At 63.6% G+C, this 13,139-nt stretch carries 14 protein-coding genes; 8 read left to right on the top strand and 6 right to left on the bottom strand.

Translation table 11 applies throughout. The features are described from left to right. Positions 1-9 precede the first annotated feature (9 nt). Positions 10-1,119, bottom strand: coding sequence for an MFS transporter (locus FD678_RS07310; RefSeq protein WP_256661881.1), 1,110 nt, complete (start codon positions 1,117-1,119; stop codon positions 10-12). Between the two features lie 348 nt (positions 1,120-1,467). On the opposite strand from FD678_RS07310, the gene FD678_RS07305 reads away from it, so the two are divergent. The 7 genes from FD678_RS07305 to FD678_RS07275 all read left to right on the top strand — a co-directional run bounded on the left by FD678_RS07305 (position 1,468) and on the right by FD678_RS07275 (position 7,724). After that, a complete protein-coding gene (locus FD678_RS07305) occupies positions 1,468-2,220 on the top strand; it encodes a DsbA family protein (protein WP_140720727.1) in 753 nt (250 codons plus the stop codon). A gap of 188 nt (positions 2,221-2,408) precedes the next feature. Beyond that, positions 2,409-2,903 (top strand): JAB domain-containing protein, encoded by a 495-nt coding sequence (locus FD678_RS07300; RefSeq protein ID WP_140720725.1) that lies wholly within the window; start codon positions 2,409-2,411, stop codon positions 2,901-2,903. A 167-nt stretch (positions 2,904-3,070) separates the two neighbouring features. Continuing rightward, entirely contained in the window at positions 3,071-3,508 is a 438-nt protein-coding gene (locus FD678_RS07295; protein ID WP_140720723.1) for a TIGR03757 family integrating conjugative element protein, read from the top strand. Beyond that, a complete protein-coding gene (locus FD678_RS07290; protein WP_140720720.1) occupies positions 3,505-4,440 on the top strand; it encodes a TIGR03756 family integrating conjugative element protein in 936 nt (311 codons plus the stop codon). The genes FD678_RS07295 and FD678_RS07290 overlap by 4 nt, the downstream gene beginning before the upstream one ends. Positions 4,441-4,448: 8 nt before the next feature. Then, the gene (locus FD678_RS07285; RefSeq protein ID WP_140720718.1) at positions 4,449-5,840 is read left to right on the top strand and encodes an integrating conjugative element protein; all 1,392 of its coding nucleotides are present in this window, start codon (positions 4,449-4,451) and stop codon (positions 5,838-5,840) included. Further along, complete coding sequence (locus FD678_RS07280) at positions 5,837-6,187, top strand: hypothetical protein (protein WP_140720716.1); 351 nt, start codon at positions 5,837-5,839, stop codon at positions 6,185-6,187. The genes FD678_RS07285 and FD678_RS07280 overlap by 4 nt, the downstream gene beginning before the upstream one ends. Before the next feature lie 13 nt (positions 6,188-6,200). Further along, a complete protein-coding gene (locus FD678_RS07275; protein ID WP_140720714.1) occupies positions 6,201-7,724 on the top strand; it encodes a conjugal transfer protein TraG N-terminal domain-containing protein in 1,524 nt (507 codons plus the stop codon). Between the two features lie 8 nt (positions 7,725-7,732). Here FD678_RS07275 and FD678_RS07270 read toward each other — a convergent pair whose 3' ends face one another. From FD678_RS07270 to FD678_RS07260, 3 genes are all read right to left on the bottom strand, one after another. Next, on the bottom strand, positions 7,733-8,107 hold the full coding sequence (locus FD678_RS07270) for a DUF3742 family protein (protein WP_140720712.1): 375 nt from the start codon (positions 8,105-8,107) through the stop codon (positions 7,733-7,735). A 135-nt stretch (positions 8,108-8,242) separates the two neighbouring features. Then, on the bottom strand, positions 8,243-8,707 hold the full coding sequence (locus tag FD678_RS07265) for a type II toxin-antitoxin system YhaV family toxin (protein WP_140720710.1): 465 nt from the start codon (positions 8,705-8,707) through the stop codon (positions 8,243-8,245). Further along, positions 8,707-9,024: a type II toxin-antitoxin system PrlF family antitoxin gene (locus FD678_RS07260; protein WP_003484772.1), complete on the bottom strand. Its 318-nt coding sequence runs from the start codon at positions 9,022-9,024 to the stop codon at positions 8,707-8,709. The genes FD678_RS07265 and FD678_RS07260 overlap by 1 nt, the downstream gene beginning before the upstream one ends. A 445-nt stretch (positions 9,025-9,469) precedes the next feature. On the opposite strand from FD678_RS07260, the gene FD678_RS07255 reads away from it, so the two are divergent. Beyond that, the gene (locus FD678_RS07255; RefSeq protein ID WP_140720708.1) at positions 9,470-10,249 is read left to right on the top strand and encodes an SDR family oxidoreductase; all 780 of its coding nucleotides are present in this window, start codon (positions 9,470-9,472) and stop codon (positions 10,247-10,249) included. A 92-nt stretch (positions 10,250-10,341) separates the two neighbouring features. Here the strand turns inward: FD678_RS07255 and FD678_RS07250 are convergent, their stop codons facing one another. After that, positions 10,342-11,877, bottom strand: coding sequence for a dynamin family protein (locus FD678_RS07250; protein ID WP_140720706.1), 1,536 nt, complete (start codon positions 11,875-11,877; stop codon positions 10,342-10,344). Then, on the bottom strand, positions 11,874-13,139 hold the full coding sequence (locus FD678_RS07245; RefSeq protein WP_256661880.1) for a GTPase: 1,266 nt from the start codon (positions 13,137-13,139) through the stop codon (positions 11,874-11,876). The genes FD678_RS07250 and FD678_RS07245 overlap by 4 nt, the downstream gene beginning before the upstream one ends.

Here is a 13,139-nt window from a genome sequence, read left to right as displayed (position 1 = left end):
CTTGTCTGGCTATTCGATGTATTTTCCACGACCGGCCAGTGTTGCAAAGACGACAACCAGGATGCTGGATGCAATCAGAAGGATCAACGGCCAAGTCCAACCACTGTCAATGTCGCGCAGGACTCCGATGAGGAAAGGCCCGGCAGCAGCTCCCACGTACCCGACAAACTGAGCCATCCCGGAAAGCGAAGCGGCCTGGTGATGATCGTGCGTGCGCAACGTGAACAGTGCAAGGCTCGTCGTCATCGCGGTTCCCGCGCCAAATCCTGCGCTGATAAGCCAGATCAGCGGTGATCCCGCTCCCGAATACAAGCCAGCGGTTCCGATGACCAAGAGCAGACCGCACAGGAATCCCAGAAGTCTTTGATCCTTGAATCGCCTGATGATCGGTGGACATGCCAGATTCGTTGCTACCGCCACAATCTGATAGACAAGCAGATAGAAGCCCGCTGCTTCCGGTGCCACGTTCCGCGATGCCGCGTAGGACGCAAACCAGTCAACGATCGAGTAGAAGACCAACGAATGAAGCGCGAAGAACAGCGACACCTGCCATCCAATCGGGTGCTTCCAGGGTGAAACGCCTTCCTTGATCCTGATGCCCGTTGCCGAAGGAGCATGCGAGGGTACTGTCCATTGAGGCAGCCAGACAACCAGTGTGATGGCCGCCAGCAAGGCCCAACAACCGACTGCCCATCGCCAGTCGAGCCCCGCCACATGGGTGATGGGTACGGCGATGCCCGCCGCCACGCCGGCCATCCCGGCCATCGATGCCGCATAGAGCCCGATCAGGCCTGCCGCCTTGGTGGGGAATTCGCGCTTCACCAGCCCCGGCAGAAGTACGTTTCCGAACGCAATGCCTGCACTCAACACCCCAGTGCCAATCCAGATTGCACCTGGCAATGGCACAGAGCGCACCAGCGTCCCGAGCAAAATGGCTGCGACAGCCCACGTTAAAACCCGCTCCAGGGAATGACGACGTCCGACTGACGGCGCGAGAAGCGATAACAGGGCAAAGATGAGAAGTGGCAAGGCGTTGAGTACGCCGGCCCCCAGCCCCGTCAAGATGAAGTGCCGCTTGTATGTCCGAGAGAACCGGACCGACGCTGGTGATCGGCGCACGCAGATTGGCGCCGATGAGAATAATGCCGAAGTAGAGAAGACCCAGGCGCGAGCGGGTCGTCACGCCGGAAAGAGAGCGCTCGACAGCCATAACAGCAACCTCCGCACGAAACGGCAGCCGAGACTAGGGCGTGCCGGAATCATGCGTTGGTTGACGTTAACGCTTACGCAAGAAGCCAAGAGAGGCTTAGTGTCTGATCCAGATGTTACTACAGCCCTCTTTGCGGAGCAACAAACAGGGTGAAGCCATGACGGATTCCAGAAGGCATCCCCGCATTGCCGCGTGCTGAAGTTGCAGCTCGGATCGGAGCAGCCCGGCCACCCGGCGGGCACATCCAGGACCCCGCCATGCAACCACCTCAGCGTTCCCGTACATCCCACCGACGTCTGGCCTGGCTGTCCATCGCCGTCGTGGCGCTTGCCGTACTCGGCGTGTGGCTGCTCTCCCGGCAACTGCAGCAGGAAGCCCCCCTCACGACGAAGACGCCCACAGCGACCGCCACTGAACCTGCGCCCGGTCCGCCCTGGTACCACGGCCCGGCCAATGCCCGCTTCACCCTGATCCTGTACGCGGACCTGGAGTGCCCGTACTGCAAGGCCTACTTCCCCGTGGTGAAGGCTTGGGTCGACCAGCACCCCGAAACCCGGCTGCAATGGCACCACCTGCCACTGCCGATGCACGAGCCGGTCGCATCCCGGCTGGCCAGCCTCGCCGAGTGCGCAGGCGAAACCGGCGGCCTGGCCGCCTACTGGAATGCGGTGGGCTGGATCTACCAGCACACCCGGGGAGACGGGCAAGGCCTGCCGGAAGGCGTGCACTATCCCGGCCAGACGCCCGCGCTGCAAGCGTGCCTGGAGAGCGGGAAGACCCAGAACACGGTCCAGACGCAAGCCCGCGAGGGCGCGCGCGACGGCATCGCCGCCACCCCGACCTTGCGCGTGCGCGACGAGCGCACCGGCCAAGCCTTGCTGCTGCATGGCCCGGTCGAGGGCGATGCGCTGCTGTCGGCCCTCGACTTCCTGGCCGCCGATGGCGTGCCCGCGCCTGATCCCGAATCCCCCGGAATGTCCGCCGCCGATACCGGCGACATGCCCAGGTAGTCCAGGTCTTCAAGGACTACGGCGCGGCTTGCCCGCGTTGACCCGCCCGTTCGCACCGCATCCCGCCAGCGAACAGCCATCGCACGCGTGATGGTGGATGCCCGCTTTTCCGCGTTTCTATCTCCCATCATCCCCGGAGGGCTGGCCCTCCCGGGTGCGCCTCCGGCTCAATCCTCCGGAGGTTTGCCATGTCACTCACCACATTCGACGTCCCAACCGTGTCGGATACCCGTTCCCCAACCGTCGATGACGACCGCATCATCGAGCAGGCCATCGCCATCCTGGAGCGCAGGATGTTCACCGACGGCCCCGTGCTGAACTGGCCGGATACCGTTCGCAACTACCTGCACATGAAGCTGGTACAGGAATCCAGCGAGGTCTTCGCCGTGGTGTTCTTCACCACGACACATCAAGTCATTGCCTGCGAAACGCTGTTCAGAGGCACCATCGACGGCGCCGAAGTGCATCCGCGCGTGGTCGTCCAAAGGGCATTGGAACTCAATGCCGCCAAGCTCGTCGTCGGCCACCAACATCCCTCCGGGAACGCCACGCCATCGCCTGCTGATCGAGCGATCACCGCCCGCCTGAAGCAGGCACTCGACATGATGGATGTGAGGCTGCTGGACCACTACATCTTCGGCAAGGGAACGCCGTATTCGTTTGCCGCGTCCGGCCTGCTGTAGTTCGCCAGGTACGCCAAGCCATCCCACCCATGACGATGTAATCCCCGCGGGAGCTTCGGCTCCCGTTTTCTTTCATGAAACCGGGTGCGCCGGTTCCCGTTTGTTTGTCGTCCCGAAATCGCCCAGGCGTTCGACTACTCGCCTGATCGACTCCAAGGCGACTCGACATGGCCGCTTCCTCTTTCCGTCCTCCCGCTGCCCGGTGGCATCTGCTGATCGCCGGTCTCTGCGCGGCGCTGATCAGCCCGTGGGCCGTAGCCGCCGACCTGATCGTCGTCACCGACAGCCGGCATCCGGTGCGAGCGCCCGCCGGCGCACGGATCATCGAGCTGGATCGCGCGGCACGCCTGGAGGCCAACCTGGCCGCGAACCTGCCTGCCGACCCCGGTCGCGCCACGACGCTCGTGCAGCAGCGCCTGCGTGACGGCGGCGAGGCCCTGCAAAGCGAGCTGGCAGCGGCATACCAAGGCGTCGCCGACGCTTGGAGCCTGGGCATCACCACACTCCCGGCCGTGGTGCTGGACCGGCGCTACGTGGTGTACGGCGAACCCGACGTGGGCAAGGCCGTCGCCCGCATCGAAGCCCATCGGAGGACGCAGCCATGAAGCGTTTGCATCGCCTGCGCTCCGGTGTCGCCGCCGTGCTGTTCGGCGTGGCTTCGTCAGCCTTCGCCATCAACACCGCGACCATCGTGTCGTCCGCGCTATCGCCCGACTGCCTGGAGTACCGCGTGGTCGGCATCTGTTACTGGCTCTACTGCTCCTATGGCGGCTGCACGGTGCGCACGTCGGTGAAGGTTCGCCACTACATCCCCGACGCGGTGGTGTCGAGCTACTCGAACACCGGCGAGAACCCGTGGACCGAAGTGCGGGCGATGAGCATGCCCAACGCAACGGCCCAAGCCGGCGGTGACGGCACGACCAACCACGACAACGAGAACAACCTCGCCAAATTCAAGAACGCGGACGTGATCGGCCACCCGGCCGGCTCGGTGTTTGGCCAATTCGCCGCGGCCTCCGGCTACACCTGCGAGGGTGCCGGCACGGCCTTCATGCCCTACCTGCTGAGCACGCTGGATACCGTGGCTTGGCGCTACAACGTTCCCGAGCTGGTGTACCCCGAAGCACTGGCTCCGGGCATGCGCGAGATCGGCGCCCGCACCACGCTCAACCTGTGGGGCGCGGTGTACCCGCGCGGCGGACTGCTGCACCAGATCGACGACTACGAGGCCGGTGCCGTAGTCGCCCAGCGTGCCGGCGACGTCGTCACCCGGCGCGGGCAGATCCACGTCTACCAGCCGCTGCTTGCTAATTCCCGCGACGGCTACTGGCCGGCTGGCGCCCTGGTCGAGGGCGATGCCTCCACCGGGAAGTGGCAGGAGCTGACGCCCACGCTGTCGCGCTCGTGCGCGGTCTTTCCCCATTCCAACACCCGCGTGCAGGCGCAGCAGGGCGACTACGCCTGGGCATTGTGGCGCCCGTATAGCTGCTGCCGGCGGCGCGGGCAGACCTTCCTCGGCAGCACCGACTTCAACTGAGGTCCGCCATGAACCGTTTCGCCTTTCCGAACCGTGGCCGCTTGTTCCTTGCCGTGCTGGCTTTCGCGCTGGCCGGCACCGGAGCCAGCGCCCAGACCAACGTTAACGAGTACGGCGTCCAGCACCAGGGCAGCGTGATCGGCGACGACGTGCTGTATTCGATCGGTGGCGGTCGCGCGGTCTCGATGAGCGGCGCGGCCAACATGCGCCAGCTTGGTGTCGGCGTGGGCTGGAACTCCAACCTGATCTGCGGCGACATGTCGATCTCGACGACGATCCAGAACCAGCTCAACGGCATCAGCAACGGCTTCCAGACCATCATGTCGTCGGTGATCCAGAACGCCACCAGCGCGGTGGCCTCGCTGCCGGCGCTGATCATTCAGCGGGCCGATCCCGGCCTCTACAACCTGCTGACGAATGGCGTCTTGCAAGCCCGGCTCGACTTCGACCGCAGCAAGATGACCTGCCGCGCCATCGCCAACCGCATGGCCGACATGGCCGGCGGCCAGACGAGCTGGGACCAGCTCGCCGAAGGCATGGCCCTGAAGCAGGCAGTGACGAGCACCGATGCCGTCTCGGCCATCGACCAGGCCGAATCCAGCCGCGGTAACAACGGCGTGCCCTGGGTCGGCGGCAGCAATGCCGGCGGCGCCGGCCAGCGGCCGGTGCGCGTGGTCGGCGACGTGGCCCGCGCCGGATACAACCTGCTCAACGGCCGCGATGCCACCGACACCAGTTCCATCGACCCCAGCGCCTGCAACGGCAACCTGGCCTGCCAGACCTGGAACTCGCCCGAGGCGGCCGCGGCCTGGGCCGTGCGTGTGCTGGGCGAGCAGGAGCAACGCACCTGCGAAGCCTGCACCAAGACCCAGACCACGCCCGGCGTCGGCCTGACGCCTTTAATCCAGGAAGAGTACGAAACGAAGCTTCAGGCCTTGCAGGAGCTGGTGGCCGGCAGCCGGTCGACCAGCTACGAGAACCTGCAGGCGGCCAGCAGTGCATCGTTGCCGATCACCCGCGGTGTCATCGAAGCCCTGCGTGATGAACCCGACCAGGACCTGCTGGCACGGCGGCTGGCCTCGGAGGTCGCGCTGTCAAGCGTGCTGGAGAAGGCCTTGCTGCTCCAGCGCACGATGCTGACCGGACGCAAGGAGCCCAACGTCGCCGCCAATGATCTGGCCCAGCAGGCCGTCTCCCACGAGAGCGACACCCTCGACCGGGAAATCCACAACCTGAAGACCGAACTGGAACTGCGCCGCGAGCTGGCCAGCAACTCGCCCTCGGCCATCATCCAGCGGCACAGCACCCGCGCCACCGGCTCGCGTGGCATCTACGAGGGCGACCCGACCCGCAACCGGCTCGACGAGTTGCAGCGGCCGCCGAGCGGGAACAACCCGTGAGCGCCGGCTGGTGGCGATTGCGCTGGCTGTTTAACCGGCGCGTCGGCCGGGCGCTGTTGTGGGCGTTCGGGCTGCTGATCCTGGCCATCGTCGCCAACGTGATCGGCATCCGCCTGGCCGGCAGCATCGCAGGCTGGCAGCGCTGGATGGCCGACCACGCCGGCGTGTTCTTCGTCTGGCGGGTGGCGCTCTATGCCGGCACCGTCTGGGGCTGGCTGTGGATGCGCAGGCGGCTGCGCGCCCGCGAGCCGGAAGGCGGTACGCAGCAGCGCCTGCTGCGGGTAGAGATCGCCGCAGTGCTGGCGGTGATCGCACTGGAAGCCAGCCAGTTCATGCAGGCCAAGTGACGCGGAGACGGCCATGACCCTCTACACCACCGACTACCTGGAGTATTACCTGACGCTGGTTTCCTGGATCGTCAACAACGGCATCTGGAACGTGCTAGTCGTCAGCGGCGTGTTCGCCATCCCGTTCCTCGCCATCGTCATCCAGGAATGGCTGAAGGCCCGCAGCGAAGGCGCGGACGAAGGCAACAAGGGCGTGCTGAGTTCGGCACGCATCGAGAACCGCGTGTTCGTCGCCATCGTCGTCATCATGTTCGCCGGCATTCCCTTCATCGACGTCGACTTCAACACGATCAAGTACGACCAGGCGCGCTCGACGCAGTGCCAGGTGCGCGTACCGGAGCCTACCGAGACCGGCTGGTCGCAATCCTTCAGCACGATCAACAACCAGTCGGCCAAGGTGCCGGTGTGGTGGTTCTTCATCCACGCGGTTTCGCGTGCGGTGACGGGCGCCTCGGTCGCCGCCATTCCCTGCGGCACGGATCTTCGGCAGATGCGCATAGACATCGACGCCACCCGCATCGACGACCCGGTGCTGGCCCAGGAAGTGGCCGACTTCACCCACGACTGCTACGGCCCGGCGCGTGCCAAGTTGTTCATGTCGCGTCCCGACCTGAGCGAGGAGCAGATGAACGATGTCACCTGGATCGGCTCGCACTTCTTCCTCGACACCAGCGGCTTCTACGACACCTACCACGCGAAGACGCCGCAGGAGGGCTGGCCCTACGACAGCAACCGGGATGCTGGGCTGGCCGAGGTCCCCAGCGGGGCTGGCTATCCGACCTGCCGGCAATGGTGGTCGGATGGTGGCAGCGGATTGCGTGCGCGGCTGCTGGCCCAGGTCGATCCTGGCCTGCTGACCCGCATCGGTGGCTGGGCCGGCTTCCTGAGCCCGGACCAGGTCAACGACTCTGTGGTTCGCACGATTGCCTCGCCCCGGCAACAGAAACTCAACCAAGGGGCGGTCTATGCCGATTACGGCGGGCAGATCCAGATGACACTGCCCAACATCGCTACCCGTGCAGTCGGCGACGTGGGGCTCGCCGTGGGGTCGCTGGGCTACTTCCCGGCGATGGACGTGGTGCGGCAGGCGTTGCCGATGGTGCTGGCGCTGCTGAAGATGGCGCTGGTAGTGTGCATCCCGCTGGTGCTGGTGATCGGCACCTACGACCTGAAGACGCTGATAACCGTCTCAGTGGTTCAGTTCGCCTTGTTTTTCGTGGATTTCTGGTTCCAGCTCGCTCGCTGGATCGACTCGACCATCCTCGATGCGCTGTACGGTTGGGGATGGGGCTACAACCGCCCGCATACCAACTTCGATCCGCTGATCGGGCTCAACAATACGTTCGGGGACATGCTATTGAACTTCGTAATGGCGACAATGTTTATCGTGCTGCCCGGGTTCTGGATGACCGCCTTGGTTTGGACTGGCGTCAGGACCGGCGCCGTCCTCCAAGGGTTGGCTGATGGCACTCGCGGGGCGAGCCAGGCTGGTTCTTCCGGCGCAGGCACGTTGCTCGGCGCGGCCAAGAAGAAATAGCGGATCGATCAATCGTCCTCGAATCTGGGATCTGGATCATCGCTATAGGACAAGGGGTGATAGAACACGCTCTTGCGATGATCGTGCTCGTCGTCGGCCATCTGTTGAGGCTGCTCGTTCACTGCCTCATGCGCATTGGATGCCAGCCATGCCGCAGTCATGGTGAACACCAACAGCAGCGCCAGCCAGAAGGCCGCATACAGCAGCACACCGAGCACAATGAGCTTGACGGCCCACAGCAGACCCACAGCCACGCCTGCGTCGAGGCCTCGCGCCACCAGCCAGCCCCGTGCCTTCCGATCCAGGCGTGCGCCAGCACGCCACATCCGGCCGAAGACTCGGCCTGCACGCTCTGCGAAAGTGGTTTTTGCTGCGAGCTTCATGGTGGCGACCTCATGGTGATCCTATCGGCTCTTGTTCAACACCTGCTCCAGGGAGTCCTTGCTCGAATCCATCTCGATTTTTCAAGCGAGATCTGAATTTCCATGCCACATCCAATCAATCGGATACGGCACAGCCTACGGCTTCTTCGACGCTTGCCAGTCTGCCTTGCTCGCCGCGACCAGCGCCTTCCAGTCGTCGGGCGGGTTGCCTCGCCCGAGCATCTTCTCGAACACCGCATACGGATCGGACTTGCTGCCCGCCGACCGCAGCGTTTGTTCGTCGTTGACCCAGGCGAACACGATCACTTTGGTCCTGGAGTCGTAGCGGAAGAACAGGCGGAACCGCCGTCCGATCTTCGCGCGCCGCCAGTGGCGGTATTCCGGTCCCAGGGTGCTGCCTTGGCGGAACTCGTCGCGTGCGGGGTCGCCCGGAACGACTTCCATGATCAACTGGCTCAACGCCCGGAACAGCTTGACGTTGGCATTGCTCTCGACCCTTCGCGGGTCGTTCTGCTCGGCCCGCTCCGCGGCCGCATGCAGCTTGCGCAACTGCCCGATCACGCCCTCATGGAACAGCAGCGTCCAGCCATGCCGCTGCATCAGAGCGCCACTTCGCCTTCGATGTCCTCATCGAGGTCCACCGCATGGCCGGCGTTCGCCAGCATGGCCCGCGCAAGATCTTCCGGCAGCGCCTGGACATGCCGGCCGGCCCGGATATCAGCCTCCAGCAACGCCAGGAAGGCCCCGATCGCCGGGTCTTCGTGCTCGGCGTCGGCGCGGGTCACAACGACCTTGCCGCCGCGCAGGTCGAACGCCACTTTGCCGCCGGCATCCACCCCCAGCGCCTGGCGGATGGGTTTGGGCAGCGTGATCTGGCCCTTGGAGGTCACGGTGGCGACTTCATGAATGTTGGGCATGGCGGTTCTCCCGATAGCGACACTCATATTGTAAGGAATATTCCTTACTTCGTCAATCTGATCCAGCATGTCGGCTCCGGTCTAGGGAAGAAGGAGCCATCGTAGGCACGACACAGCGACCCTCCATCCACAAGCTGGCCTCGGAAACGCCGCATTGGCAGTGGCGATACGCCGTCTGATCGAAGCGTCGCTCACCGCAGAGTACATCCGTTAGTCGGCCGACTGGTTATGTTTTGGTGCCGGGCGGAACCGAGCAATTACACCAGAGTTATGTGGAGCCTTGAACAAATCTCCGGACGGACCTTGTACTGTCCGTTTTGCAAAGGGCACTGAGCTGAGATGCACAGCATTGACCCCAAACGACCGCTTCTCTTGTGATTCCTCGTGAACCATGACGCAGTATCATTTCCCCACTATTTTCCGTCTCAGCAGGAGGGACGCCCCCTTGGACATGGGAATCGCCAATCGCACCGCTTTGGTTTGTGGAGCAAGCGCAGGGCTTGGCTTGGCCTGTGCAAGAGCATTGGCGAGCGAAGGTGTAAATCTAGTAATCGTTGCTCGGAGACCCGAGCCCCTGGAAAAGGCCGCTACCATGCTGCGCTTTAGCTATGGCGTGAACGTGAAGACGGTCGCCTGTGACATCGCCAGCATGGAGGGTCAGCGAGCGGTTCTGACCATCTGCCCACATCCGGATATCGTGGTCACTAATGCCGGTGGTCCACCATCCGGCGATTTTCGCAACTTCGACCGCGAGGACTGGATTGCCGCGCTGGAAGCGAACATGCTTGCTCCAATTGTGTTGATACGCGCCACTCTCGACAGCATGATCGCGCAACGCTTTGGTCGCATCATCAACATCACCAGCGCAGCGGTAAAGGCACCGATTGCCGAGCTTGCATTGTCCAACGGCGCTCGCAACGGCTTGACCGGTTTTGTCGCAGGACTCTCACGACAAGTGGTGCAGCACAACGTCACCATTAACAACCTGCTCCCAGGCCTGTTCGACACTGCACGCTTCGAAAAGCTGACGCAGGCGCGTGCATCTACTCTTGGAATCAGCGCGGAAGAAATGGCACGACGCCAACGCGATGCGATTCCGGCCCGCCGCGTTGGCCAACCTGAAGAGTTCGGTGCCGCATGTGCATTCCTGTGTAGCACGCACGCTGGCTACATCAAAGGTCAGAATTTTCTGCTTGATGGCGGCGCGTACCCTGGTACGTTTTAACTGGCGTGCTCCTTATTCGCACGGCGTTTCTCCGACTCGCCACAATCGTTGAACCCAGGTCACTGTAACCGCGATCACCGCGAAAATCACCTTCAGCGAGGAGCCACCAACGACTTGATTTCAATCAGTTCCTGCTCCTGCGAAGACCAGGTGGCTTGCAGTCCGGCCAAGTCCACACGCAGCCGGCCGATGCTTCGCAGACAATGTTCTATCACCGCATCTGCAACTTTGAGCAGGTTCGTACGGATGGACTCTTTCAGCTCAGCGTGCAGGCGTGAGTAGTCCACCATGCCTGCAAGGTTGTCATAGCCGACCTCACCACCGATCGCCAGCTCGATGGATTCAGGCTCAGGCACCATGTCGAAATCGGCAAGTGTCTCGTCGACTACTATCGCCACAATCTTGCGCAGAAGTTGTGCAGCCTCCACACGGGCTGCTCCCGCATCCCCCATATCGGCATGGTTTTCCAGCAACTGGGGCAATGCCGGAAGGGCGCTTCGCCACGCGCAGTCGAGGAACCGATCGCGTCGCTGCGCCAATGTACTCTCCAACTGTTGCAGTGACCGCAGCAACGCATCCAGGGCCGGCTGCAGGTTGCTTCGCAGATCCCAGGCGACGCACTCGTCCAGATGATGCAGAAGCACGGCCGCCGGCTTGAACCGCTTGTAGGCCAACGCCGGCTCGGTAATGGCCCGAAGCGCAGCGAACAGCCGTTCGAAGCCGGCGGCCTCCATTGCCTCCTGCGTCTGCCCCTGCTGGCGTGCGACGTGGGTGGAAATGGACACCGGCCTCTCCAGCAACGCGGTGTTCAACCCTAGCATCACCAGCTTCTCCCCCGCCCGCTTGGCAACGTCGGCTTCCTGCAGCGCCCGATTCTCCTCGGTCTTGTTGCGCAACAGCTTGACAAGCCTGCCATCAGCCTCGTCTTCCTCGTACACATCGCTGCGGGTCAGTACAGGCAGCAACGGCTTGTCGCGATGCAGTTCGCGGGCCAATTCATCCAGCTCCTGTACCTGCCCGGGCGAAGCGGAACTGGTCAACCATAGGACACCATCGGCGCTGTCGGTGAAACGACGGGTCAGCGCGGCGTTCTCCGGCGTCATCGAGTGCAGACCGGGAGTGTCCAGCAATACCAGCCGTTCGCCCAGGCGCACGCCTTGCAGCCCGGTCGTGGTCTCGGTCGCCCCTTCCTGAAACGGCCCCGCTGTATCCACCACCATCCCGCCTTGCACGCGGAAATGATGCACCTGCTTTCCCTGTGCTGCGAAACGTCCAGCAAGGAAATTGCACAGCGAACTCTTGCCGGCATTGAACTTGCCGAACACAAGCAGCAGCACCTTGTCATCGAGCGCATCGGCCAGCTGCTGCGCAGGCGCGAGCTCAGCCCATTGGCGTGGCCAGCTTTCCAGGCATGCACTCACCCTTGCATTGAACGCCTGGAACTGCCGTGCCAACGCGCTGTCATGGGCAATACCGGCAGGCCGCAATCGGACGGAAGCCAGGCATTCCTCCACGCCTGTCCTCCACGCTTCCAGCCGACTCAGGATTTCTCCCAGGTCCCGACCGCGAAAGTCCACGCTATCGGCTTGGGCGATGAAGCGTTGTTCGTGGCTGACATTGGCCTTCATGCCACCGGCACCAGCGCGTGCAAGGCATCAAGTGCGTTTTCCACGGTGGCAACCTCCGCCTCGGCAACGGCGATCGCCCCGGCCAGTTCGATCCGATCCTTCGACAGTTCGAAGTAGTGGAGGAAATCCTGGTGCAGACGCTCAATCCCGGCGCCATCGCAGAACATGCGACGCAGATCACTTCGCCGTTTCACCGACACTCCCATCACCGCAACCATCACCGAGTCCATTGCCCGGGCACCGGTCCGCTGTGCAGAAGGAAGCTCAACGACGCCATGTCCCGCCAGGAAGCCGTCAAGCTCGATGCAGGCACGCGAATAGGCCACCTGGATGCGGGCCCGCTCGAGCTTGGCGGCTGTCTGACGATAGTGATCTTCGGCAGAATCCGCCGTTTGCGCATGGTCTGGCCCAGGCGCGTCGACGACTGCCCGAATGTTCGCGCCTATCCGCGCGAACACGCCCTCCAGCCCCTGAACGAACGCCAGGCGCTGCTGGCGCTGCCGCGCACGTGATTCCGCCAGCGCCGCCTTGTGCCGCGAGTGCAAGGCCTGCAACTCCGCGAGGATTTCGCCGAGCAGTAAGGCAGTCTCGTGGGCGCGGGCCATTTGCACACCGCTCAGTGACGTCGCCAACTCGTCGCGCAGCCGGGGAAATCCGCTGCGTTCGAACATCAACCGCTTCCCCTCCTGCACCCCGAGGCGATGGCGCGTGGCGGAGACCGGGATTGGCTTCAAGTCCGGTAGTTGCGACTGCAGGGCGTCAATCACCTTGTCCAGTTCCGCCTCGTCAGCCAGTTGATCCACCTGCGAGAGCACGAACAAGGTCTTGCGCCGCGTGCGGCCGGCATCGGCACGCAACTCACCCAGCAAGGCCCGCTCCTGTGCATCCAGTTCGCCTTCCTTGGCCGCATGCACGAATAGGCGGATATCGGACTGCAACCAGGCCGCCTGCATCGCGTGGCGATCATCCTCGACGCCAACGTCGGCGTCGATGCCCGGGGCATCAAGCCAGCGCACGCCATCGCGCTCACACTCCGACAACGCAACCGTCTCACGCCGGTCGGCCACGGCGAAAGCGTCGTGCCCCAGCAGTTCATTGAGCAGGCGGCTTTTGCCGTGGTTGTATTTGCCGATGACGGTGACGATCGGGATGCCCCCTTCCGCCAGCACCCGGAGGCGGGTCAGGTCGTGGTCGCGGCCGGGCAGCACGGCAGCAATATCGCGCCGCGCCCGCTCCTGCTCCGACAGATCCAAGGAACCCAA

Source organism: Pseudomonas sp. Hp2 (assembly GCF_006386585.1).
In the GTDB taxonomy this organism is placed as follows: domain Bacteria; phylum Pseudomonadota; class Gammaproteobacteria; order Xanthomonadales; family Xanthomonadaceae; genus Pseudomonas_S; species Pseudomonas_S boreopolis.
Note: the sequence above shows the minus strand (reverse complement) of the source record. Positions and strands in the feature narration are given on the sequence as shown.

Coding starts and splice junctions, on each gene's coding strand:
- FD678_RS07285 (WP_140720718.1), top strand. CDS start 4,449: ATGAACCGTTTCGCCTTTCCGAACCGTGGCCGCTTGTTCCTTGCCGTG.
- FD678_RS07300 (WP_140720725.1), top strand. CDS start 2,409: ATGTCACTCACCACATTCGACGTCCCAACCGTGTCGGATACCCGTTCC.
- FD678_RS07265 (WP_140720710.1), bottom strand. CDS start 8,707: ATGCAGCGGCATGGCTGGACGCTGCTGTTCCATGAGGGCGTGATCGGG.
- FD678_RS07270 (WP_140720712.1), bottom strand. CDS start 8,107: ATGAAGCTCGCAGCAAAAACCACTTTCGCAGAGCGTGCAGGCCGAGTC.
- FD678_RS07275 (WP_140720714.1), top strand. CDS start 6,201: ATGACCCTCTACACCACCGACTACCTGGAGTATTACCTGACGCTGGTT.
- FD678_RS07305 (WP_140720727.1), top strand. CDS start 1,468: ATGCAACCACCTCAGCGTTCCCGTACATCCCACCGACGTCTGGCCTGG.
- FD678_RS07260 (WP_003484772.1), bottom strand. CDS start 9,024: ATGCCCAACATTCATGAAGTCGCCACCGTGACCTCCAAGGGCCAGATC.
- FD678_RS07295 (WP_140720723.1), top strand. CDS start 3,071: ATGGCCGCTTCCTCTTTCCGTCCTCCCGCTGCCCGGTGGCATCTGCTG.
- FD678_RS07250 (WP_140720706.1), bottom strand. CDS start 11,877: ATGAAGGCCAATGTCAGCCACGAACAACGCTTCATCGCCCAAGCCGAT.
- FD678_RS07290 (WP_140720720.1), top strand. CDS start 3,505: ATGAAGCGTTTGCATCGCCTGCGCTCCGGTGTCGCCGCCGTGCTGTTC.